This is a genomic window from Bythopirellula polymerisocia (assembly GCF_007860015.1).
Taxonomy (GTDB): domain Bacteria; phylum Planctomycetota; class Planctomycetia; order Pirellulales; family Lacipirellulaceae; genus Bythopirellula; species Bythopirellula polymerisocia.
Window position 1 is genome coordinate 480,052 of record NZ_SJPS01000004.1, and the last position, 23,773, is coordinate 503,824.

The 23,773-nt window shown below is 52.0% G+C and carries 21 protein-coding genes and 1 tRNA gene; 8 read left to right on the plus strand and 14 right to left on the minus strand.

Annotation, left to right across the window (positions count from 1 at the left end; all coding sequences use genetic code 11):
- Positions 1–4: 4 nt before the first annotated feature.
- Positions 5–577: an NADH-quinone oxidoreductase subunit J family protein gene (locus tag Pla144_RS14760; protein WP_197530703.1), complete on the minus strand. Its 573-nt coding sequence runs from the start codon at positions 575–577 to the stop codon at positions 5–7.
- A 2-nt stretch (positions 578–579) separates the two neighbouring features.
- Positions 580–1,833: an NADH-quinone oxidoreductase subunit NuoH gene (nuoH, locus tag Pla144_RS14765; protein WP_146451445.1), complete on the minus strand. Its 1,254-nt coding sequence runs from the start codon at positions 1,831–1,833 to the stop codon at positions 580–582.
- 297 nt (positions 1,834–2,130) lie between these two features.
- On the opposite strand from nuoH, the gene Pla144_RS14770 reads away from it, so the two are divergent.
- Positions 2,131–3,360: a glycosyltransferase gene (locus Pla144_RS14770; protein ID WP_197530704.1), complete on the plus strand. Its 1,230-nt coding sequence runs from the start codon at positions 2,131–2,133 to the stop codon at positions 3,358–3,360.
- Between the two features lie 22 nt (positions 3,361–3,382).
- On the opposite strand, the gene Pla144_RS14775 is transcribed toward Pla144_RS14770, so the two are convergent.
- The 8 genes from Pla144_RS14775 to Pla144_RS14810 form a co-directional block, all read right to left on the minus strand.
- Positions 3,383–4,294: a class I SAM-dependent methyltransferase gene (locus Pla144_RS14775; protein WP_197530705.1), complete on the minus strand. Its 912-nt coding sequence runs from the start codon at positions 4,292–4,294 to the stop codon at positions 3,383–3,385.
- Positions 4,291–5,523: a glycosyltransferase gene (locus Pla144_RS14780; protein WP_146451448.1), complete on the minus strand. Its 1,233-nt coding sequence runs from the start codon at positions 5,521–5,523 to the stop codon at positions 4,291–4,293. Before Pla144_RS14780 ends, Pla144_RS14775 begins: the two co-directional genes overlap by 4 nt.
- Before the next feature lie 85 nt (positions 5,524–5,608).
- Complete coding sequence (locus tag Pla144_RS14785) at positions 5,609–7,147, minus strand: SDR family oxidoreductase (protein ID WP_197530706.1); 1,539 nt, start codon at positions 7,145–7,147, stop codon at positions 5,609–5,611.
- Between the two features lie 180 nt (positions 7,148–7,327).
- On the minus strand, positions 7,328–9,655 hold the full coding sequence (locus Pla144_RS14790) for an efflux RND transporter permease subunit (RefSeq protein ID WP_146451450.1): 2,328 nt from the start codon (positions 9,653–9,655) through the stop codon (positions 7,328–7,330).
- 96 nt (positions 9,656–9,751) lie between these two features.
- A complete protein-coding gene (locus tag Pla144_RS14795; RefSeq protein WP_146451451.1) occupies positions 9,752–10,957 on the minus strand; it encodes an NADH-quinone oxidoreductase subunit D in 1,206 nt (401 codons plus the stop codon).
- 30 nt (positions 10,958–10,987) lie between these two features.
- Positions 10,988–11,518: an NADH-quinone oxidoreductase subunit C gene (locus Pla144_RS14800; protein ID WP_146451452.1), complete on the minus strand. Its 531-nt coding sequence runs from the start codon at positions 11,516–11,518 to the stop codon at positions 10,988–10,990.
- An 86-nt stretch (positions 11,519–11,604) separates the two neighbouring features.
- Positions 11,605–12,234 (minus strand): NADH-quinone oxidoreductase subunit A, encoded by a 630-nt coding sequence (locus Pla144_RS14805; RefSeq protein WP_146451453.1) that lies wholly within the window; start codon positions 12,232–12,234, stop codon positions 11,605–11,607.
- Positions 12,235–12,283: 49 nt separating this feature from the next.
- Positions 12,284–12,832: a NuoI/complex I 23 kDa subunit family protein gene (locus tag Pla144_RS14810; RefSeq protein ID WP_146451454.1), complete on the minus strand. Its 549-nt coding sequence runs from the start codon at positions 12,830–12,832 to the stop codon at positions 12,284–12,286.
- A gap of 808 nt (positions 12,833–13,640) precedes the next feature.
- Here Pla144_RS14810 and csrA point away from each other — a divergent pair.
- The 5 genes from csrA (at position 13,641) to Pla144_RS14835 (ending at position 17,744) form a co-directional block, all read left to right on the plus strand.
- Positions 13,641–13,859 carry a carbon storage regulator CsrA gene (gene csrA, locus Pla144_RS14815; RefSeq protein ID WP_146451455.1) on the plus strand — a complete coding sequence of 73 codons (219 nt, stop codon included), beginning with the start codon at positions 13,641–13,643 and terminating at the stop codon, positions 13,857–13,859.
- Between the two features lie 244 nt (positions 13,860–14,103).
- Positions 14,104–14,175: transfer RNA gene (locus Pla144_RS14820), tRNA-Glu, on the plus strand.
- A 274-nt stretch (positions 14,176–14,449) separates the two neighbouring features.
- Positions 14,450–15,460, plus strand: coding sequence for an N-acetyl-gamma-glutamyl-phosphate reductase (gene argC, locus Pla144_RS14825; RefSeq protein ID WP_146451456.1), 1,011 nt, complete (start codon positions 14,450–14,452; stop codon positions 15,458–15,460).
- Between the two features lie 65 nt (positions 15,461–15,525).
- On the plus strand, positions 15,526–16,719 hold the full coding sequence (gene argJ, locus Pla144_RS14830) for a bifunctional glutamate N-acetyltransferase/amino-acid acetyltransferase ArgJ (RefSeq protein ID WP_146451457.1): 1,194 nt from the start codon (positions 15,526–15,528) through the stop codon (positions 16,717–16,719).
- Entirely contained in the window at positions 16,719–17,744 is a 1,026-nt protein-coding gene (locus tag Pla144_RS14835) for a potassium channel family protein (protein WP_146451458.1), read from the plus strand. The genes argJ and Pla144_RS14835 overlap by 1 nt, the downstream gene beginning before the upstream one ends.
- 52 nt (positions 17,745–17,796) lie before the next feature.
- On the opposite strand, the gene cbiE is transcribed toward Pla144_RS14835, so the two are convergent.
- The 3 genes from cbiE to Pla144_RS14850 all read right to left on the minus strand — a co-directional run bounded on the left by cbiE (position 17,797) and on the right by Pla144_RS14850 (position 19,806).
- Positions 17,797–19,038, minus strand: coding sequence for a precorrin-6y C5,15-methyltransferase (decarboxylating) subunit CbiE (gene cbiE, locus Pla144_RS14840; protein ID WP_231936376.1), 1,242 nt, complete (start codon positions 19,036–19,038; stop codon positions 17,797–17,799).
- A 115-nt stretch (positions 19,039–19,153) separates the two neighbouring features.
- On the minus strand, positions 19,154–19,477 hold the full coding sequence (locus tag Pla144_RS14845; protein ID WP_146451460.1) for a hypothetical protein: 324 nt from the start codon (positions 19,475–19,477) through the stop codon (positions 19,154–19,156).
- 77 nt (positions 19,478–19,554) lie between these two features.
- The gene (locus Pla144_RS14850; RefSeq protein ID WP_146451461.1) at positions 19,555–19,806 is read right to left on the minus strand and encodes a hypothetical protein; all 252 of its coding nucleotides are present in this window, start codon (positions 19,804–19,806) and stop codon (positions 19,555–19,557) included.
- Here Pla144_RS14850 and Pla144_RS14855 point away from each other — a divergent pair.
- The gene (locus Pla144_RS14855; RefSeq protein WP_146451462.1) at positions 19,805–20,077 is read left to right on the plus strand and encodes a hypothetical protein; all 273 of its coding nucleotides are present in this window, start codon (positions 19,805–19,807) and stop codon (positions 20,075–20,077) included. The genes Pla144_RS14850 and Pla144_RS14855 overlap by 2 nt on opposite strands.
- A 23-nt stretch (positions 20,078–20,100) precedes the next feature.
- On the opposite strand, the gene glgX is transcribed toward Pla144_RS14855, so the two are convergent.
- Positions 20,101–22,161 carry a glycogen debranching protein GlgX gene (glgX, locus tag Pla144_RS14860; RefSeq protein ID WP_231936398.1) on the minus strand — a complete coding sequence of 687 codons (2,061 nt, stop codon included), beginning with the start codon at positions 22,159–22,161 and terminating at the stop codon, positions 20,101–20,103.
- Positions 22,162–22,650: 489 nt separating this feature from the next.
- Here glgX and purM point away from each other — a divergent pair, with 489 nt between their 5' ends.
- The gene (gene purM, locus Pla144_RS14865; RefSeq protein WP_146451464.1) at positions 22,651–23,712 is read left to right on the plus strand and encodes a phosphoribosylformylglycinamidine cyclo-ligase; all 1,062 of its coding nucleotides are present in this window, start codon (positions 22,651–22,653) and stop codon (positions 23,710–23,712) included.
- Positions 23,713–23,773: the final 61 nt, after the last annotated feature.

Here is a 23,773-nt window from a genome sequence, read left to right on the forward strand (position 1 = left end):
TGGGTCAAATCTTTTCGATGGAGCTCCGGGACCGCTTAGCACGCGCCAAGTAGGCCGCCCCGATCAGTACGACTAGCAAGTGAACCGACACAATTTCAAACGGTAAAAGGTATCCCGCACGACTGGGGTCGTCAGTGCGAGCCCCCAGCAGTCCCATGGCAATGGGAGTGACGGTAGGCTGGGCAACAATGGCATCCGCCTCGGTTCGTTCGATACCTCGCCATTCAGGGATACTAAAAGCCGCATAGGCGAGAATAAACAGTAGTGCACCACCGGCGAGAAAGGCCTTCACCCAATCACCGGCCCAGGTTTTCATTACAACAAACCGCTCCTGCGAAGTAAGCATCACGCCAAAGATCAAGAGTACCAATGTGCCTCCCACGTAAATCAGCAGTTGCATCGCACCAACGAACTCAGCGCCGGCGAGGAACATCAATCCCGCCGTCGCACCGAGCGAGAGCACGAGATAAAATGCCATCCGAACGATATTGCTTGATAGCAACACGGCAACAGCAAATGCGCAGGCCAATCCGCTAAATAGATAGAAAAAGAACGTAGGCCAATAGATTGAATCCACCGCTAGAGTCCTTTCTGTGCAAGTTCGAGGCTAGCGGGCTTCTTTCGAGCGATCTGATCCTGCTCGTTAACATCTTGTTTTGACTCTGCGGGTTTCACTAATCTGGTGGCAGAACCACCGTCACCGATTGCAAAAACAGATGGAGAAACATTGATTAATCCAAAGAAGGCTTTTCCAGGCATTTGAAGCTGCCATAATGTGGCACCCAGGAACATAGCCGCAGCTATTGGCGTGCAGTATTTCAAGCAGGTTGCCATCACCTGATCGATTCGCAAGCGGGGTAAGGTCCACCGAATCCACATCATGATGCACACCCCAAAAACGCCCTTGCCGATTACATTCACGGCTCCAATGAGTTGACCCATGTATCCCAGGACAGGCCCGTTCTCAGGGCTCAGGTCGAGAAAATTAGTCACTGGGATCGGCCCATGCCACCCTCCCAGGAACAGGATCGAAGCCAGGATACTCACCGAGAACATCGAGCCGTACTCGGCCATGAAGAAAAAGCTCCAGCGAAGCCCGGAATACTCTGTATGGAATCCTGCCACGAGTTCGCTTTCAGCCTCGGCCAAGTCGAAAGGAGCCCGATTCACGCTTGCCGTGGCGCAAGTGCAATAGACCCAAAAGATAATGAAGGTGAACGGATCGTGGAAAATAAACCAATTCAAAAGCGAGCCAGCCTGTGAGTCGCCAATCACCACCAAGTCGAGCGAGCCTGCAATCAACACCGGCACTACGACGCACATCCCCAGGGGAACCTCGTAGCTAACTACCTGTGCCGCTTCACGCATCGCTCCGAAAAGCGACCATTTTGAAGCCGAGGAATACCCCGCGAGAATTACTCCAAAGACTTCCAGCCCCAATACAGCGAGCACAAAGAAGACTCCGACATTCAAATGTTGAGCGATCCAGGGATATTCTCCCCCTGCAAATGGAATTGCGATGAATGCAGCAATGGAGGCACAAAAGCTCACGTAGGGAGCAATTCTGAAAAGAAAGTGGTCTGCCCCGGCCGGCGCAAGGTCCTCTTTGGTGAGCAACTTGATACCATCGGCCAGAGTCTGTAACCAGCCGAATTTACCTCCAACTCGGGTCGGGCCCAGTCGGTCCTGGATACGGCCGGAGATCTTGCGTTCCAACCATATGAAAACGAGCGCACCCACCGCCACAAGGTTAAGTATGAGAACGACATGCACTAGCCCAGCGATTGTATACGCCAGCCAAGTCCATATATACTGGGACAGGAACGGGGCCACTTACGGTTCTTCCTCAAACCCTTCGGTGCCAATGCCGCCGAAAACACCCCCCAACTGGTTGTCGCTGGGGTGTGACAGCACGAACTCAAGTTGTTACCAGACTGACACTTACCAGTCTCTGAAACTAAGATTGTGAAATATGGCACAAGGCCCCCCGACTATACAAGCCCCTAACAAGCATCTCGCGAATAATTGGCCTCAATTTTCGATTTCTCCGTGTCAACTCAGTGAGGGAAGTGGGCGCGCTCGATCTGCCGCTGCTTTAAGCAAACCGTGACCGCCCTAGAAGCTTTTATCGTGGTCGTTCTGGTAGGGCTGGTAGTGGTCCAGTCGTTTCTAGTGTGGCGATTTGTGCGGACCCTCAGAGCGCCACCCGCAGAGCTGATCTCGGATGAGGTCGCCCCTCAGGCAACGATCGTGCTTTGCTTGCGTGGCACGGATCCTTTTCTGGCCGATTGCCTGCGGGGACTTACCAACCAGGATTACCCTCGGTATGTCGTGCGGATTGTGGTCGACTCGCCTGATGATCCTGCCCATGAAGTCGTTAAAGCGTTCCTTCGAGAATCGGACACCTCCAATGTACATGTGGAAAACTTGGTCGAGAAAAGTGTACATTGCAGCCTCAAGTGCAGTTCACTGAGACAGGTTATGTTGTCGCTTGACCCTGAGTATGAAATCGTCGCGCAGCTTGATGCCGACACAATCGCCCATCCCACCTGGCTCCGCGAACTAGCAACAGGCCTCGCGCCAGCCGACGTTGGTGCAGCGACTGGTAATCGCTGGTACATGCCCAACACCTACTCGATCGGGGCATTGGTTCGCTACACTTGGAACGCTGCTGCGATCGTCCAGATGTACTGGTACAGAATCGCATGGGGTGGAACGCTGGCAATAAAGACGAAGGTGTTCCGAGAAAGCGATCTTTTGGATAAATGGGGCAAAGCGTTCTGCGAAGACACTATGTTGCATGCCCAACTCAAGAAGATTGGTTTACGCGTCGCTTTCGTTCCGAGTTTAATGATGATTAACCGCGAAGATACGTCGGTTTCCAGTTTTATTAGCTGGTCAGCACGTCAATTGATCTGTGCGCGACTCTATCATCCCGCCTGGCCTTTGGTTCTAGGTCACGGAGTGCTTTCAACAATGCTTCCGCTTCTGGCAGTGATTGTGTTTATCGCTACGGTCCTCCTGGGCGACTTATCCGTTGCCATCTCCATGGCAGCAGTCCTCGGATTGGTTGGCTTATCCTGGATCACTTCACTCTGGCCGATGGAACGCGCGGTCCGGCAGATTGCCGAAAACCGTGGCGATTCAACCAACTGGCTCACTATCACCGGCGCATTGAAGTGCATGGCAAGCATGCCTGTAACACAACTTGTTTATCCTCAGGCTCTGGCTAGTGCCGTTTTTACCCGGGTGACGAATTGGCGTGGAATCGACTACCGCATCGAGGGACCTTGGCAGATTTATATGGAAGAGTACGAACCCTATAGCTCTGCGGGAGAGCAATCTAATGAATCGTTGTGAATGCGAATCTAACAAGGAGAGCTTATTTTACCATCGCAGTCAGATCTTTCGAATTAAGGAGGAGTTTCGTGACCAAGTTATGCGGAGTCGACCAGTTTCTGCCAATTCCTAGAAGCATTCTCCCGATATTGAGTTGCAAGGGAATCCGACGGGATCTAGCTGTTTCACTCTTTTCGAACACCAGCGGATTCCAGAACAACTTACCATCTACAGGGTATAACCCGTAAGGTTCATACAAGGTGTGAAAATCGCCACTGTAGCGGCGGTTGGATCGTAGGTGGGTCGTAACTGCTGAATGGATGTAGTGGAATGGAGCGTGAACGATTAGTTTTCCTGCATCCCGTATCGCGCTACTGAGCCATCCAACTAGTTCCGATGGATTTGGCACATGTTCCAAAACGTCTAGGCAAAGAACTGCGTCGTAGCTTTCCTGCTGAATTTGCTCAACGTTGTCAATCATCGTGACGTTGAGATTACCATGCTCAAAAATCCGGCGCGCAAACTTGGCACATTGCTGAGAGACATCGAAATAGGTCACCTCATGGCCAAGTTGGGCCAAGTAGTAGGCGTCGATCCCCAGTCCATCGCCAAAGGTCAACACTCGCTGAGGTTCTGATGAAGAATATGAAAGGTAACGACCGATCCAACGACGCATGTCATTCTTAAGATCAGCACGATTCCAAACAAGCGTTTCGTAGAGAAATGCGTCCGTCGTTGCGTAGAATTGCTCTAGATCAGGGCTCCATTCGTGATAAGGTATTCCTTGCTTAACCATAGCCCGACGAACGTTCCCGCCTAAATCGCCATGTTCTTGTATAAATCTGTCTGCGACTTGTTCAATTGGAGCATCACTGATCTCGGCAATCAACGCAATGATGAATTGATTGTCTTGTAGCGGCGGGATAAGTGGATCGACAATCGCTTGAGTATTCATATGGTTTCGGTTGTCTCGTTGATCGGAAGGTACTTTTTCATGCGGATGTTTGCTGGTGGAATGACCTCGTAGGTAATGCCGCTCCACGTTACCTTTCGGGCGAATGCTGCAGCCAACATGGCATAACTGAATAAGACGTAGGCCAGTGGTATAACCATCATCATGCGGCAGCGAGTTGGCCAGTCGATCGCCGGATAGCTGGTTCCCTGCACTCGTAGTGCCCGCCGAGCGATAGCTCTGTGCAGCCATTCAGAAAGAAGTTGGCAGCTGGCGATTTCAAGAACGAGTCCCCCCAATAGGGTAAATGCCAGTATTCCATTGCCAACGGTAAGTCCATAAATTCCAACAATCGAGAACCCAGTCAAGCAGAGATTTACGACCCAATTTCCGACTAAAAGCAGCATCCAAGCTGAATGGTATAGCCGTGTCCACAATAGCTGTCGTTTCATGAAATTAAATGCTGAGGCGAGTGTGGAAGTCTCGCGATTTAGAATCATTACATTGGGTTGTATTTCTAGGCGAAGACCTGCAATGAATGTGGCTTTTTGGAAAATTACTTCTTCACTAAAACTTTCGATTGAACCTTCGTTGAACGTCCTAGTCTGAAACACAGCTCGCTTGATTGCGAGTGATCCCCCCCAGGTAGCTCCCATGAAATACATGGGAGGCACGCAGAGGGAATTGTAGAAAAATTGCACTAGTCCTCCCAAAGAGACACACGTCGGATCATACCATCGATTTCCCGTTACCAAGCCGACCTCATCGCTCATGAGTGGCAGCACCAAATCCCTGAGCCATCTCGAATAGGAAAGCGTATCAGCATCGGCGAGAACAATAGCACCAAAGTCATCCTCCAATGTCCGAATACATTGCAAGACAGCACTCGTCTTTAAGTAGGCCTTCGATGAAGGATTATTTAAGTAGGATATCTCCAAGGGAGCCTCTGGATGTCTAGTGCTCCACTGTTGGATGACTTCGCTGGCCGGATCAGACGGATGATCGACAACAACGAAAACTTGGTATCGTGGGTAGTCTTGATTTACCAGACGCGAGAGACAATCTTCCAATGAAGGTGACGCACCTCTCACCGCTAAGATAACCGCTGCGCGGGGGAAATGTGATTCGTTGACTTGCGGCAATTCGTAGCGAGAGAACCATTTGAGATAACACGTCACACCCCACACGGGAACTAGCACCAAGGCAACGATCAAAAAGAATGCAAACAACATGAGAGCGAAGCTGAAAAGAACCTCACGACGAGTTGAATAAAAACAGGAATCTGAGGTCGACCGGTCAGTCCAATTCAGAATTCTCTCATACAGGTTGAGAGCGATCTTGGTGTAACAAAGGAATGTAGTTGATTTTATCTCCTTCTTGGTCTCCCATAGATCGCTTTAACGCAGCAAAGAACAGTCGCTCTGCATATAAAGTGCTGATTGGCTTCGCCGATTTCAGCTTATCAGTGGGAAATTTCTGAGAGCCAACTTGGACAGGGGCAGCAAGCAGTTCGACTGGCAATGTGATTTCAGAAGTAAGAGTCGCTGCGATGCCAGGCTCTACAGCAATGATGCGTTCACTATTCAGAGTGATGGTCCATTGCCCGCCGCCCGGCCCAGTGAGATCAAGGCCAAGAATTTGTCGCGATTGTTGGTCAGGAGATGTTTGATCGTGGAAAGTTGTTTGTGACAACGCTACTGCACGTTGCAGGAACTTGGCCACATCAAAAGACTTACGAGCCATCGGGAGACGCCGTTTCCCCCAATTGTCTTCTTCTCCGTATTTCATGAAGCGATGAAACATGGCTTCGTCGATGGGAGGGCAGGGAAGGTGCCCGGCAAACCTTTCTAAGTTAGTCGTGTCAAATTCAGGATCGCTGTACTCATAGTCACGGTATAAGGTAGAGTTTTCATAGGCATGGCGTTGCAAATCACCGTCAGAGAGGTCCAATTCCTCGGCATGGCCGATGAATTCCACTCCGGTTGAATTAAAATAGCTGCATCCTGCTTCGATCATCTGGCGTGGAGTCATCCGCACCCGGGGCGCGAGGTGAAACGTATGCCCATGGGCTTCGGGAGTACAAAACAAATGGGTAATGACTGCCGCGGCCCAATCGACGGGGATCACATTCCGCTGTTCGTCACCCGTAAGATGCAATTGGACTTCGGTGCGTCGCACGCCATCAGATCCTGGTTGGGTATTGCGGGCCAGGATACACATGATCTTGAGATAGAGAAACAATCCATGGTAGGTGTTTGTGTAGCCTGATTGCGAATCCCCAGCGATTACAGCTGGCCGATACACGGTCAACTCATCAATATGGTCGTCGTCGCGGATAAGCTGTTCGGCCTGGAGCTTGCTCTTTTCGTAGTCATTGCGAAACGCCTGTCCACGATCAAGCTCCGATTCGTAAACCCGGTCCTCGCGCATTCCGCAAACGTAAGCCGTCGAGACATAGTGCAGCTTCCGGATGTTGGTATCGCGGCACAGCTGCAGGACGTTGCGAGTGCCTCCGACATTGGTTTTCCACGGCTCGCCATCGGGTTCTTCGAGGAACGTCAGCGATGCTGCACTATGAATGATTGTGTCACAAAACTCAGAAACCCACTGGCGAGACTTCTCATCGAGGCCCAGGAAATCCTCGGTGATGTTTCCGGAGAGATAAATCGGCCGACTTAAGAACGAGGGGAGATCTTTTTCCCAGAACTGAAGTATGTCTTCAATCCGCTGCTGTACGGTCTGGCGTTGACTGGTCCTTACGACAACAGCAATCCTTTTGCCTGCCAGCAATAAATCGCGCAGCAGGTAACGCCCCAATAGTCCGGTGGAGCCAGTCAGTAATGTGTACTTTTTCAATGCGCACTTTCCTTGCAGTGCTCGGGTTTGTTCGTTCGTTCCTGCCCGCCTGCAATTCTTTGAAATGCCAAGTGGCTCATTCTAATAGAGCTGAAACAGACAGGCAACTGGCCAGCGGTTCCAGAAGTACTAGGACCAATACGTTTTGTTTAGATAATTGGAATTGGTTATTGAAGGTTTTCATCGATCGATTCCCTGAAAACACCTACCCGTTCGGCCCAATAGAAGAGCCGGGAGTACTACCAGATCCCCTACCAAAGCAACTGACAACATGGCGAACATCAGCCAGGCAAAGCGGGCAATTGGCACAAAAGGACTAAATGCGTACACGAGCAGCCCCAGGCCACAGATTAAAGTCGTTTCGATCATTGCCAACCCACACTGCCGATAGGCGAGAGCCACAGCCTCACGCCGATCGCAACCTTGTCGTAGGCCCTGACGAAACCAGGAGAGAAAATGCAACGTGTCATCCACAGCAATTCCTAAAGCGACACTGGCAGTGAGCAGGGACCCAATATCGACCCGCACTCCGGTTAATCCCATCACGCCAAAAATAATGGCACACGGCAGCAGGTTAGAAATCATCGAGACTCCACCTGCAAGTATGCTTTTGATTCCAGTTTGCCCACGTTGAGTTGGAGTTGTTGCTCTTTTCCAATCAGGATAGAGATGTACAAACGCCAGTAGGGTCATGACCCCCGAGATCATCCAAGCAGCCGAAAAGAATCCCGCCTTCAAGTCGAGGAGCATCTGTCGCTGAGTTTTTTGCACCAGAGGGACTCCCCCGCAAAAGAGGAGTGAAGTATTCTTGAAACCGAAAGTGGCCGCTTTATCTAGTAGTGGATCCAGTTCCCTTCGCAACGTAGTGAGCACATCGCTAAGTTGAAGCACACTGCCCGCATAAGTGCGGGCACTGATTCGCCACAACTCTTCACCAGGGGCGTCCACAAAGAATCCATTTTGAGAAAACTCTTCTCGATAAGAATCCAATTGGTTATTAATGAAGGACTCACGAGCAACTTGAAATGGGCGGCGACTCTTGCGCTCGATCGGAGGTGCAAAGGTGGCCGCGGATATCACAGCACCGACCTCTGGGTGATTATCGACCAGTCGTGCTACCGTGGCCACCAGTCGCAATTTATCCAACATCCCCGGTCCGCTATCTCCATCTTCAGGGGTTGGCATCCGCAACACGATTTCCAAGGGAACCAGGGGGCCAATATTTTCTTCAACCCAATCGTAATCCTGGATAATTCGTGAGTCATGCGAGAACAAATCGTACACCCTCGCGCTTGTCTGAAGCTGGGAGATACCCCAGCCGCTCAACGCAAAAGCCAGGGCGGTCGCCGCTAGAATTGGCCAGCGCAGTCTTTCCACAAACCATTGGAGTGTGTCCCAGTAGCTCCCTTTGGGGGGAGTTTCAGCGGATTCGGCAGGCAATAGTTTCAGTCTCGGACCGAGCCAGGATAATTGACATGGGAGCAAGATGAAAAGAATTCCAGTCGAGAGAAGCAAGCCCACAGTACCAAAGATCGCGAACTTATCGACAGGCACCAGCGAGCTCACCGTGAGCGAGATCAAGCCGATAGCCGTCGTTGTCGTCGATAAAAGACAAGGCACAAGGGCGTGACGCATTGCTTGGGCGGGGGCTTCAGCAAGTGGGACTTCGTTTAGGCTGTCCCGATAATAGTTCAGCACATGCACACACGTAGAGACAGCCAATACATATACCAGCGATGGCACTATCAAGAGAACACTGTCCATTTGTGTCCCAGAAAGAGTAACTACCGCTAGGCTCAATTGTTGACAAAACAATGCATCGAAAAATACCAACATTGCCAGTGCAAAACTGCGAAATAAGAGCACCATCAATATGATACTCAGGCCATAAGAGCCCGCCATCATCGCAGCCATGTTGCGATTGCTTGCTTCATCAATCGCCATCGTATCGAGAGTCAGTCCTGCCATGTGGAGAGATTCAGGAGAAAGCGTGGGTTCACTCTCAGCCCACCTCTCGATGGTTTCAACTATCGAGGATACATAGGGCCAACCGTCGGGATCCATCAATAACAGCAGGCACCCAGTTGTACTTTCTTCGCAGGTAAGCCAGCCGCAAAGTCGCTTCTCGGCGGCTCGCTTTGAGAGTGACAGCGGCTCGGCCTGGAGTCGGGCAATCACCTCCTCGGGCGTCATCACGCTACGAGTCAAGACTAGCTGCTGGCCATCCCCCACATTGATCGGGTCGCGCAAGAGCTCGGCCAGTTGTGCAGCTCGAGGATCGTTGAGAGTAAAGCCATCCCAACTTACGACAAGCAGATCATCGGCCACAAAGTGTTTCTGAAACCAGAGAACATCTTGGGTCTCCGAAAAGGATTCTGGCAACCAATCTTCCGTGTTGGTCGAAGTCCCTTGAAATGCCTCCAGAGCCTTCCATACTACGAAAGGGTAGATAATCAGTACGAGAAGTAGGACCGCATCTCGATGGCGTAGGAAAAAAGAAAACCCCATCTAAGGCAATTATCCAGTAGTGTGAACTTGATGCTCTTTCGAGCATCTCTGGTCAAAAATCCATGACACGTCGACACTATCACTGACACAATATCGCTAGCGATCAATCTCTCCCATCACAATGTCGAGCGAACCGACGATGGCTGGCACATCCGCGATCAAGCAACCCGCACACAACGGACCGGTGACAGATAGATTGCAGAAAGAGCTGCTGCGTGCACGTACTCGCCAGGGTATTGGAGAGCCATCGCTGACGAGGTAGAACCCCATCTGACCCCGAGGTGCTTCCGTTTCGAGATAGGCCTCGCCTACCGGGAGTTTTTGATTGAGTTTAACGGGTTCGCCATAGCTACCGGTGGCAGTGCTGTAGTACTCGATCCCTTGTCGAACCAAGTCGATGGCTTGAATAACCTCAAGCATCCGCACATAGAACCGGTGCCAGCAGTCGCCGAGGACCGCTTCAGAAGGAATTTGGGGATAGATATGGTCCTTAGGATAATGGCCATTCTTCTCAACGATTACTTCGAAAGCATACCCGTCGTACATGGCAGTATAGATTTCTTCTCCATCCCGACGCAGATCGTGGTCCACGCCACTACCACGCAGAACGGGTCCACTGGTGCCATAGTCGATCGCCATTTCAGGCGACATGATACCGATCCCGGCAGCACGCTTTACGAAAATCGCATTGGTTGTCAGTAAAGTATGATATTCGGCAATGAGTGGCTCGAATTGATCGAGGAACGCCGAACACTTGTGTAACCAACCGGGTGGCAGATCAGCAGTCGCTCCACCGACCGTCAGGTAGCTGTAAGTTAGCCTCGCACCGCAGGCCTCTTCAAACAAGTCTAGAATTTTTTCGCGCTCGCGGAAGGCATACAAGAACGGGCTAAAGGTACCAAGGTCGAGACCATAGGCACCCATGCCGACGAGATGACTGGCAATGCGGCCCATTTCGCTGATAATCACCCTCAAGTGGCGACCCTTCTCAGGTGGCTCGTATTTCATCAGTTTCTCGACTGCAAGTGACCAGCCAAGATTCATGTTCATGCCGGCGAGATAGTCCATCCGGTCGGTGTAGGGAATCCACTGCCGCGGCGTAAGATTCTCGCCAATCTTCTCAGCGCACCGATGCAGGTACCCAATGTGAGGGGTAACTTCGGAAACGATCTCGCCATCCGTTCGCAGTACCAGCCGTAGCACACCATGCGTACTCGGGTGCTGTGGGCCCATGTTGACCAACATTTCGTCGGTGCGAACATCAAATTCAATGACCCGAGGGTCGTCAATGGTTGCTGTCATTTGCAAATTGTCCGTGGTCCGTTGTAAGGACTACCGTCCTCTTATGCCGTGGTATTCAAGCGGCATTTCATAGTCTTTGCGAAGCGGATGACCTACCCAATCCTCCGGGCACAAAATGCGACGGAGATTCGGGTGATCGATGAATTCAACTCCCAGTAAATCATAAAGCTCACGTTCATGCCAATCAGCTGTTTGCCAGATATGGGAAACTGTCGCGAGTTGCGGCAACTTACCAACTTCCTCATTTTGCCAACGCGGAAGCATTACCTTGAGCACGAGACTGTGCTTATGTTGCATGCTGAAGAGGTGGTAAACGACCTCAAGATGTGGCTGCCATTCGCTCTTGGCGGCCTTCTTTTCGTCCGTGTGCAGATAGTCAACGGCAGTCACACTGTTGAGGTAGTCAAACGCCAAGCTCGGTTCGTCACGCAGATATTGACACACATCAACAATTCCGTCAGGCGTTACCTCAATCCATGGATCGACGTTCTCAAGATTTGCGCCTGTAATCTTGTCGCCGAATTTCTGCTTGAGTTGGTCGACGAATGCTTGTCCGCTCATGGTTCTTTCACGGGGAGAATGTTAATAATACTTCTACTTTTTCACAGACCAAAACTGGGAGCACTAATCTGTCCGAGACAAAGCTCTTAGGCAGAAAGAACTGATCCAGGTGAACGCTGTGTTGCTTCCAACGTACGGGGGGGCGCCCGTTCAACGACTTCGCCGCGCTGGTTGGTTGTCGAACGTACCCAATCCAGGTCCCCCCTACGCCAGACGTATGCAAACCCCACCAACAAAACTGCGAAGAAGACTGCAATGTCTGCAAAAGAGGTTAGAGCCAATTTGCGTGCCATCGTGCGAACCCCTTCCGCACCCCCTTCTCCTAAGATGGGAGCTGCACCCATCTCTGTAAACCGCATTGCTGCCATTGGCGAAAGTTGATCGGGATTCCCATCAGGACTCACTTCCGAGGCGACCACCGCCATATTTGGCGAGGTAAGCTGAGTTGCTTTTCCAAAGACAGTTGCCCAAGGGAAAAAGAATGCGATTTCAACATCAAAAATGATAAACAGCAAAGCCACGACGTAAAAACGCAAGTCGAATTGCACAAAGCTGGAACCGATTACCGGTTCACCGCATTCATAGACTTCGAGCTTCTCTTCATTGGGGAGATTGGGGCGGACCAACCTACCGATGAGCAAATTGGCAAAAAGAAATATCGCGGCAATGCCAGCGAACAACGCCAAATAGGCCACGATTGCAGTAGGGGTTGCCATAGTTAGATTTCAATCTCTATTAAAGCCACGACTCCATGCGTCGCGGGAACTACTGATTCGGCCCGCCATGCACGGGTTCCGTGATCACTTTTGATTGAGCCACAGCAGTCGGATTGAGCGTGGCTCTGCCCCACGCCACGTCGAGTGGCAGACGGGAAAAATCGACAACACATCCATCACGGCTATAGCAACTTAAGTCGTGGGTGCCTCCCATGAAAATACAATCCACGGGGCAGGGTTCGACGCACAATGCACAAAACATACATTTTGTGTAGTCAATTGCGTAGCCAGTTATCTTAAATCCCTTGCTACCCTCGACGCGTTCTTTGCCGATGTAAATGCAGTCTACAGGACAAGCTTTGGCACACTGGTCACAAGAAATGCAAGTAGTCAGATCAAAGCGATGAAAACCGCGATAGCGCGCCGCCACTGGCACGGGCAATTCGGGATACTCAAAATGTTCGGTAAAAGTCTTACGGTCTGGGCGATACGTCTTGAACCCAGTCCGTAAAGTTACCCACAACCCGTGCGCAACAGTAAACACAGCTTCAAAAACATTTCCCAACCATGGCCAGACCCGTTTGAGTCCTTGGATCATATCTTGTTTACCTGATCCTCTCCGTTCAAAACAAACTACTGTCTTCTCGAAAAGAGCAATTGGCAAACCGAATTGCTCGAAGCATGGATTATAGAGCGACTTCAAAAGGTCGCAACCGCTTACCCACTTGAAATATGCGGAGCAGAGCAGCAAAAACTTTTATAGTTACAGAACCTCCCAGGAGCGATTGGGCCCAACCTCGAAACGGTGTCGCATGACCCAACCCTCAGATAGTTGGACTACCAATAGTCAGAAAGTCTGAGGTGCGATTTGTCAGGTCAATCGGACTCTGCTCAAGTCCTTGGGCAGGAAAGCTTTCCTTTCCACGGCCTGAGTCCATCAGAATTGGGGTGATATCCAGGACGAAAATCCCAAAATAACTTCACGATTTCTTATATTGCCTCCAAACTAGCTAAAAGCAGCTATCAATGGGTTTCGGACAATTGGCTGTTATGGCTGAATTTCAAAATAAACACGCAAACCCTTTGAAAGCAAGGGGTTACGGATTGTCCTTGCCCGCCTCAAAAGCGTCGTCCTCAATTGGTGGGCATTCCTCCAAAGGAGGGGAGCCCATTTTCTGTGCCAAATTTGATCAAACTGGCAGAAAAGCCAGTCGAACTCGCTAGCCGTTTGCTTGACTACTGTCAATCACCACGTAGAGTGGATAAGGAGACTTCTGTTGAAGTTCCGCCGTTTTGCAGATTTATGTCCGGTTCACATTTGTCCGCGGATAACTGCAAACAACAATTTAGGAGCCGCACCGATTGTGCAGGTGAGATGAGGGCTCCTGTTACGAAGGAATCGACCCATGCTGGTTTTATCGCGAAAAAAGAATGAGAGCATCGTAATCAACGACGATATCACCATTGTCGTCGTGGAGATTCGTGGCGACAAAGTCCGCTTGGGTGTCGAAGCCCCTAAGGAAGTACCTGTCCATCGTAACGAAGTCTATGAGGCAATTCGCCGCAACATGCCCGTCGTGGATGAAGGTTCAGTCGAACGCGACACCTTCAATTCAGCCGAGTAATTTTCTTTCCTTGATTCTTGCAGGCGCGAATCTTTCTTGCGATTTTGTCCTGGATTCTCTGGGAACCTGCCTGCTCGAATATGACGCGGAACACTTTGGAACCAGAGATAGGCGCATAAGGATTACTCGCCCACTTGACGTCCGCTGTTGATTCCCTTAACTCTATAGTGCTCTAGCGCTAGCTCTTTGGAGCAAGACAGCCGTTACATTGCCCTTCCTTATTGGGTGATATGTCATTGACACCGGCCCCTTCGTCTAGTGGTTAGGACACCGGCCTTTCACGCCGGCAACGCGGGTTCGAGCCCCGCAGGGGTCATTGCATTACGCCAACTTCTCTTTTGTCGGCACCTTGGTATCAGGTGAATTGCTAGGTCATTAAACCTTTTTGAGAATGACCAACAAGAGTCCGAGAATCCACCAAATTGGTCATTGGACCAATGGTCATTCAGTCAAAGAGTAAAAGTTGGTTTGCAGTTCTCCTGTCTTTGCAGCCGAACCCATGGCGGGCTGCTTCTGTCGTTTGTATACTCTTAAGGCAGTGGCCAAGGTAAGCGAGGCCCTGCCCAAATACCACAAACTACGCCAATTTCATGATCCGAGTGGCTATCCTTGGTGCGACCGGCTATACCGCCCGGGAATTGTTGGAGTTGTTGCTCCGGCATCCCGAAGTAGAGGTCACTGCGCTGGGCACAAGGCAAGAAGACGGGCCGCATCTGGCTGAGGTGCATCCTGCCTTACGCAGCCGATTGGATCTGCGTCTAGAGAATCTTACTCCAGCTGAAGTGGCCCAGCGGGCTGATTGTGTTTTCGGCTGTCTGCCCCATGGTGCCAGCGCGGAAGTTATCAGCGATTTATTGGACAACGAATGCCGGGTGATCGACTTCAGTGCCGACTACCGGCTCAACGATCCTCAGGTCTATCAGGCCTGGTATCAAGTGGAACACCCCGATCCGGAACGCATGGGGAAAACCGTTTACGGTCTTCCGGAATTGTATCGGGAACAAATTCGCGGTGCGCAGTTGGTGGCAAACCCTGGCTGCTATCCGACGGCTGCGATTCTGGGATTGGCTCCGTTACTCAAGGCTAGAGTGATCGATCCGCAAGGGATCGTTATTGACGCCAAGAGCGGCATTACCGGTGCAGGTCGTTCTCCCAAACCAAATCTCCATTTCCCCGAGTGCAATGAGAACCTCACTCCCTACAACATTGGCAAGCATCGCCATACGCCAGAGATCGACCAGATCCTGAGTACTTGGGCGAATGTTGAAACCAACGTGATATTCACTCCGCATTTGATCCCGATGGATCGTGGGGAGCTGATCACAGCATATGCCGACGTGAAGGCCGGCACCACTGGCGAGCAATTACTTGAGACGCTGCAAGGATTCTATCAGGATGAACCTTTCGTACGCGTCGTCGATCACCTTCCGGGTACGAAAGACGTAGCCCATACCAATTTTTGCGATGTGACTGCCCGAGTCGTCGGCTCCAAAGCCGTGATCGTCAGTGTGATCGACAATTTGATCAAAGGGGCCTCCGGGGCGGCAGTACAAAATTTTAATGTGATTTACGACTTTCCGGAAACAATGGGGTTGCTATAGGTCCTAGATGGACAGCAATTCCAAACAGAATAAATGCACAGTAAGAATATTCGGCGGTAAGCACTATGGCAGAGAGACTACCTAAAGGTTATCGGGCGGCTGGCGTCTATACCGGTGTCAAGCGAAACCCTACAAAGAAGGACCTTTCGCTCTTTGTCACGGACTCTCCCGCGATTGCTGTTGGTGTTTATACGCAAAATCTGGTCGTCGCTGCTCCCGTCAAATTGTGTAAGTCTCGAACCCCATCGAAAGCGATTCGGGCGGTCGTGGCGAATTCCGGCGTTGCCAATGCTTGCACTGGAGAACAGGGAGACAGGGACGCCCTCTTCATGGCTGCCAAGACGGCTCAAACCTGCGGCATTGATGCTGAAGAAGTTCTGGTCATGTCGACCGGAGTCATTGGCGAAATGCTTCCCATGGACAAAATTTCAGCGGGCATCGATGAGGCTTTCAAGATACTCGACACCGATGAGCAGTCGCTCGTCGAAGCGGCCCGCGGAATTTTGACGACCGATACCGTGCACAAAGTCAAAACGCGTCAATTCGAGATCGACGGTGTGCCGATTTGCATAACGGGAATTGCCAAAGGGGCCGCCATGATCGGACCAAATCTAGCGACGATGCTCGCCCTGATTCTGACCGACGCAAATATCGGACCTGAAGATGCCGATGCCGGCCTCAAGGACGCAGCCGACGAATCGTTTAATTGCATTAGCGTCGATGGTCATACGAGTACCAACGATACGGTGCTCTTGCTGGCCAACGGTGCTGCAGGTGGACCTCAACTTACTGGCCAAGCTTTGGCCAAATTCCAAGCCACTTTGGTCGAGGTGTGCGAAGACCTAGCCCAATCCATCCCTGCCGATGGCGAAGGGGCATCCCATTTGATAACTGTCGAGATCCACGGCTGCCGTTCGCGTAGCGATGCCGTCAAAATCGCCAAAACCGTTGCCGACAGTCCCCTAGTAAAAACCGCAATTGCTGGGAATGATCCCAACTGGGGACGCATTGTCTCAGCCGCGGGCTACGCTGGTATAGAGTTTGATCCTGCCAAGGTGAGCCTCCTGGTCAACGGCATGTTGCTGTACGACCAAGGACAACCGGTGAAGTTCGACGAAGCGGTGGTATCTGAGTCAATGCGGTCCCAACGCAATACACTCATTGTGCTCTTAATGGATGGAGGGACAGCTTCGGCCCGATTTTGGACCACCGATCTCACTGCGGAGTACGTTCGTCTTAACGCTGACTACCATACCTGATGAATCCAGCCCTCAATCGAGCAAGACGCGGTGCCCTGATTCTTGGCATGGTCTGCATTGGCTCGATTGTCTCGTATCATCTGTGGTTCAATAAGCCATTGCTAGAGTCCATCTATTGGACCGTTATCACTGTGGCCGGAGTTGGCTACTCGCAGACTCCCGAACCGGATCTTGGGGCCGCCAGGCAATTTCATTCCATTATTGTTATCGTCGTCGGCATGGTGTCGATGGCTTACACCCTTGCAATGTTCATTCAGGCGATCGTCGAAGGACAAATCGACCGCGCCTTGGGAGCCAATCGGATGATCAAGCGAATCGAGAAGTTGGAAAATCATGTTATCATCTGCGGCTTTGGTCGAGTCGGGCAAAACCTGAGCCATCGGCTGGCTCGGCACAACGTCCCGTTCGTGATCGTTGATCCCAGTGCGGAATGCCTTGTTGAAGCAAAATCACACAAGTATCTCACAATCGAGGGTTTAGCGACCGAAGAAGATGTGCTTCTCTCCGCAGGAATCGTTCGGGCAAGAACGATCGTGATCTCCGTTAGCAGTGATGCCGAGAGTGTGTTCCTGACCCTCACAGCACGCAACATGAATCCCCTCATTCATATTCTCGCCCGGGGCGAACATCCACAAACTGAGAAGAAACTTCTCCAAGCAGGGGCAAATGAAGTTATCCTACCGGCCGTAATTGGAGCCGAGCGCATGGCCGAAAAGATCGTCAACCCGACTACTGCCGAGTCGTTCCAATTCAGCGACCATCACTCGGGACTAAATGCCGAACTCGATGAGTTCCGATTCACCGCCGAGAGTCCTTTCGTTGGACAAACCATCGGAGTTGCCGAAGCAAAGTTCCAGGCAATGATCGTCGCCCTACGCAGGGCCACGGGAGAGTCACTCTTTAATCCCGAGGATGACGAAGTCTTCTGTGATGGAGATGCGGTTGTCGTAATGGGCCCCGAAGCCGACCTGGAGCAGTTCTACGAATCCTGCGTCGCGCCAAGGCTCGAACCCGCGCTTGCCTAACTCTTCCCACATCGCAACCTCTCCCTGGCCGCGACGCGACGCGCCGGTTGGGTTACCCCTTCACTGCCGCCACCAAGAATGTCGGATTCAGCGCATCGAACCGTATCCGTTCCAATTGCGGCTTTCCACGGGCGATATTGAACATCCACACCTGAACTTGCGAAGTTTTCTGTGTCAGGGCCTTATTCACCTCGTCAAGGCCTTGAACACTAACTACGACTGCTACAAGTCGTCCGCCGGGATTCAATCGGTCGAATGCCAACTCGGCTAGCCGCGCGATTTCTTTCCCACTCCCTTCGATAAACACAGCATCAGGGTTCGGAAGATCGCCCCACACTTCCGGGGCAGTCCCCAGCACGGGGGTCACATTCGATACCCCAAAACGGTCGGCATTTTCTCGGATAAGGGCTTCGTCTTCTTTGTCCTGTTCGATTGCAAAGACCTGTCCCCCTGGCGAAAGCTGGGCCGCTTCGACACTTACTGATCCAGATCCCGCTCCCACATCCCACACCACGCTCTCGGATCGCAGTGCCATTTGCGCTAGCGCCACGGCACGCACTTCGGCCGGGGTCAGCAACCCATGCTTGGGGGTCGATTGAACAAACTCTTCGTCTGCATTCCCAAACTTGCTGCGAATCTTCGACTTGCGTGGTTGATCAGGAATATCCACGTCCCGCACGAGAACCATCACGTTGAGCAGCTGGAACTCTTGTGAGGCAATCTCCTCAACCGTGCCACGAGTGACCCGCTCATTGCGGGCCCCCAAGTTTTCACAGACATAGACCGTAAAATAATCAATCTTCCTCGCGAGCAATTTCTTGGCGACCATCGCCGGGCTGATCTCATCAGTGGTGAAGAGTCCGACTTTCGTCGCTCCCCGAATCTTTTCGATCACCGTTTCCAGTTTATGGTTCGCCAAGTTGGTGAGATAGGCCTCGTCCCAATTCTCCTTGACCCGGGCAAATGCCAGTTGCATGCTGCTGACATGGGGAATGATGTCGCAGCGATCGTTTCCGAGATGCTCGCAGAGAAAACGAGCTAAGCCATAGAAAAGAGGATCTCCGTTCACTAGCACGGCCACCTTGGCATCTCCAGCGGCGTCGATCTCGTTGACGACCGCGTCCAGATCGGATCCAACAATCAGCCGTTTGCCTGGTGCCTCCGGCACAAGCGCCAGTGTCCGTTCCTTGCCGGCGAGAATGTCGGCACCGAGAATCAACTGTCGAACCGCATTGGAAACAGCCTCGAGTCCATCGTCACCAATACCAATAATCGAAATCGATTGCTTGGGCACGTAGTTTTCTCCTGCGAACATCGGTCAATTGAATCTTGGCAAAGCCAATTGTATAGCCTAACGATTTCCCCCCGACTCTGAAAGCCGAGAGGAGCGCGTTCTTCTTGGGCTCCCATCAACGCCGCTCTTGCCCTCTCAACCACCGCCGCACTTCATCACGCAAACCTTTCTGATTGGCAGAAGGCAACGCCGTCGATTCCACACGGAGCTTCGCAATGTTCCACCAGGCAATGACAACGTAGATTTCCAAGATGAGCACCAATACCGGCTCAAGTCCCATCCAACGGCAAAATGCTGCCACCAGCGACCCTGCGGTCAACAGGCCGAAGAGACTCGCCAGCCCAAACTGACGACGACCAGGCGGCAGATCGTAACGATCTCCTTTTGGAAGAATGGACGAACCGAGTGAATTCTTTTGGTGTGTTCGTTCGAGGATCATAGGACAAAATTGTACGCGACCTTCTGAGAAGCGGCTATGTGTGTCCTCATGCTTTGTAAACATGTTGTTCGCAGCCCTTACTTGGAGATACTCGCTGAAATAGCAAGTCCAATCGCTGTTACAACACCAACAAATGTACCGATCAAGAGAACCGCCGGTAAATCTTCCAAAGCATCCGAGGGAACAATCCAGTATCCAGGGTCGAATATGAACACGTCTGCAGCCACCCATGCGAGAGCAACAGAAGTCCCAGATATGAGTGCCGCCATTGGAAGCCAATTGCGTTTCTGTTCTTGCGCATTGCCAAGTGGCTTGGATAAGAACCGCATGATCACCATTCCAATCGCCAAAACGAGGTTCGAGCGCATGTCAATTATTGCAACTATGAAAAATGGCATTGTGATTGGCTCTTCTGGCAGGAGTTCTGTCCATGAAGTGGGCGCCACTGCAGATTATAGCGAACCTCTTCCTAGGAACAAAATGCGAAAAGTTGGTTGTGATCCACCACTTTTAACATACTGCAACCAAGCGGCCGACCTATGGAATCCACAACGTCTCAACGCCCAGGGATTGCAATCCCTGGGCGTTGATCTGAAATAGTTCTCAAAGTCGTGACCACCTAATCAGGCCACGTAACACATCGTCGTGTGATGGCTCAATTGCAGGCTCCGGTTGGCAGGCAATGGGGGTCCATCGGCCTTGGGGTACACGTCTAGAGGAGAAGCGGCTGACGTGTCGAAGAACAACTTCCATCGTAAGCGACTTAGCTCGAGTGGGATTTGGAACTTCTGATCCGAGGGGCCTGGGTGGAGTAGCAGCATTACATTGCGGGCGATTGGTGTCTCTAGGCCTGTCGTGCTGAATACACAGATCATGCTTTGGGATGCATGGGTCCAGTCCATCACGTGTCCAGCAGGGTTGTACCAACTCACATCGGCAAGATCACCGGGTTGATGAGGCTTCCCAGTGAGGAAGGTCGCCCGACGTACAGTCGGTTGCGCTTTGCGGAAAGCAATCACGGCCTCGCAAAAGCGGAGCATCTCAGCATTGCGGTCCACGAGTTTCCAGTCAAACCAGCTAAGAGCGTTGTCTTGGCAATAGGCATTGTTGTTACCCCGTTGGGTCCGCAACACCTCATCCCCCGAGACAATCATAGGGGTTCCGTGACTGAGGAGCAGGGAAGCCATCATGTTCTTGGCCTGTCGTATCCGTAACTCGACAATCGCTTTACGGCGTGTCGGACCTTCCACGCCGTAATTCGAACTGTAATTATTATTGTCGCCGTCGCGGTTGTCTTCTTTGTTAGCCTGATTGTGTTTTTGCTCATAGCTGACCAGGTCGTTGAGCGAATAACCATCATGCGACGTTACGAAATTAATGCTGTGGTAGGGATCGCGGCCACTGCTTTGGTACAGATCACTTGATCCAGACAATCGTGTGGCCATGCTACCGGTCATGGTAGGGTCGCCCCGCCAAAAGCGACGAATGTCGTCTCGATACCTGCCATTCCATTCTGCCCAGCGGCCTTTGGCAAACGAACCGACCTGATAGGCACCTGCCGCATCCCAGGCTTCGGCAATGATCTTGGTATCAGCCAACATGGGGTCTTCGGCAATGGCCTCCACAATCGGCGTATTTGGCATGAGTTCGCCATTGCGGTCGCGGCTGAGAATCGATGCCAGATCAAAGCGGAAACCATCGATGTGATAGTTGTAGACCCAGTAGCGGAGACAATGGAAAATCATTTCCCGGCAGATCGGATGATTCCCGTTGATTGTGTTTCCGCAACCGGAGTAATTTTTGTAAGTACCATCGTCATTGAGCATGTAATAGACGTTGTTTTGCAGCCCCTTGAAATTCAACGTGGGGCCCATGTGGTTTCCTTCGGCGGTGTGGTTGAACACCACGTCGAGGATTACTTCAATACCGGCGGAATGCAGCGCTTGAACCATTTCCTTGAATTGGCGGACCTGATCTCCTGGCTTGTCCCCTGCCATGTAGCCACGGTGAGGCGAGAAAAATGCCATCGAGTCGTATCCCCAGTAGTTTTGGCGTTCTGGCTTGTTGCCAAAGGGATCGAGAATGGGAAATTCATGCACAGGCATCAGCTCCACGGCCGTGATGCCTAGAGATTTTAAATACGGTATTTTTTCGATTACCCCTAGGTAGGTGCCGGCATTCTTCACGTCTCTGGCAGCCCCTTTTGTAAATCCCTTGACATGCATCTCGTAGATTACTGTTTCAGAAAGCGGAATCCGCAAGTGGCGATCACCTTGCCAATCGAACAGGTCATCCACGACCACACACCGGGGGGGCCGGAGTACACCATCCGCTGAGGTCTGGAAGTCCCCCGCGAGCGCACGTGCATAGGGATCGATCAACCGGGCGTGAGGATCGAATCGGAGTCCTTCTTCAGGAGTGAATGGGCCATCCGCCTGGAAGTGGTACAGCTGTCCGGCTTTGATTCCGGGAACAAATACGCTCCAAATGTCGCCCCAACGGTCGGTAGCAGGATTCAGCTCGACCACTCGATACGGCTCGCGATCGGAAATTCGGCGATACAACAGGACGCGCATCGCCGTCGCGCTGCGGCTGTATACGACGAATTGGACCCCTGCTTCCTGGAGGATAGCTCCATAGGGAAGCGGGTAGTGGAACTGCATGTGTTTGTGCATTGATGGCATAGTAAACCGGGTGCCGTTCAAGGTAGGAAGCGTAGGAGGCGCTAGACTCAGCATAATTGAAAACTCTCAGTGGTGGACAATGGCAAGTGATGAGATTCCCGTCTCGACATACAATCGACTCGTCGCAGTCTGGTGTGCGAACGGCGATGCCATAGTCCTTCGACATTTACCTCCTGGGCGCATGAGGATAGAGGAGCTCCAGCGGCAGAGCTTTGTTGCTTGCTATGTTTGATGCCATCGCTGCCGCCCCACAAGTTAACGCGTGCGGAGCAATACTTTCGAACACACCACTTGGATCATCTTCGCCACTCGGGACAGCCCTTACACAGCCACCCATAAAAGGGCAATCTGAGGCTCTCGAAGGGCGGATAATCGGTACGGCACGCATGGTTAGGAAAGTCTCTCGTTAACAGTGTGACGGTCGTTGACACTCGCTATTGGCCAACCGTAGAATTGCCCGTTCTTGCCGCGAGAGAACTTGTAAATTCTATGTCAAAAATAACCTACCGTGATGCGGGAGTCGACCTCGAAACCTACCAAGAGTCGATGTCTCGATTGCCGGCGCTGATGAAGCGGACGCACTGTCCGCGCGTATTGCCCTGGAAAAATGGATTCGCGGGGTTGTTCACGCTGGATTTCGCCGGAGGGCTTTTTTCCCGCAACTATAAGGACCCCGTCCTGGTTTCGTGTACCGACGGAGTTGGCACCAAGCTTAAGGTGGCCCAGCTGGCTCGTCGGCACGATACCGTCGGAATCGATTTGGTTGCCATGTGCGTAAACGATGCCCTCTGTTGCGGTGCAGAGCCATTATTCTTCCTTGATTACGTTGCGATGGCTGAGGATGACCCTCAACTGCTCGAAGACATCGTTGGTGGGATCAGCAGCGGCTGCCTGGCCAGCGATATGGCGTTGGTCGGAGGCGAGACGGCCATCATGCCCGATCTCTACCAAGCTGGAGACTATGATCTGGCGGGATTCTGTGTGGGAATCGTCGAGCGTTCACGATTGCTGGACGGGAGCGCCCTGACCCCAGGCGATGTGGTGATTGGAATCGAATCCTCTGGCGTTCATTCCAATGGTTACAGTCTGGTGCGAAAAATCGTATTTGAACACGCAGGGTTAAAAGTCAACGACGAGGCCGAGGGATGTGGAGGGACAGTGGGTGACATACTCCTTCAGCCAACGCTTCTCTACGTGCGGGCGCTGCGTGATGTGCTTAACCACTACAAAGTGAAATCGGTAGTGCACGGCATTGCCCACATCACCGGAGGCGGCCTGCACGAGAACTTAGCGAGGATTTTCTCACCTCATGTCGATGCCGAAATCGTGCGAGATAGCTGGCCGATCCCGCCAGTCTTCGAGTGGTTACAAAGGCTCGGCGACGTGGACGAAGATGAAATGTTCCGCGTCTTCAACATGGGCATCGGCATGGCTGTCGTCGTGAGCGAGTACTACGCCGAGAGCGTTCAACAGCAACTAGCTGCACACGGCCTGCAGAGTTGGCTAATTGGCCGCATAACCGAAGGCACGGGCGAATGCCGCTGGGCTTAGTGCCTAACTTTAGGAAACGAGACGCGGAGAAACGTGCTCGTTTAAAATCTTCTCTGGTTGG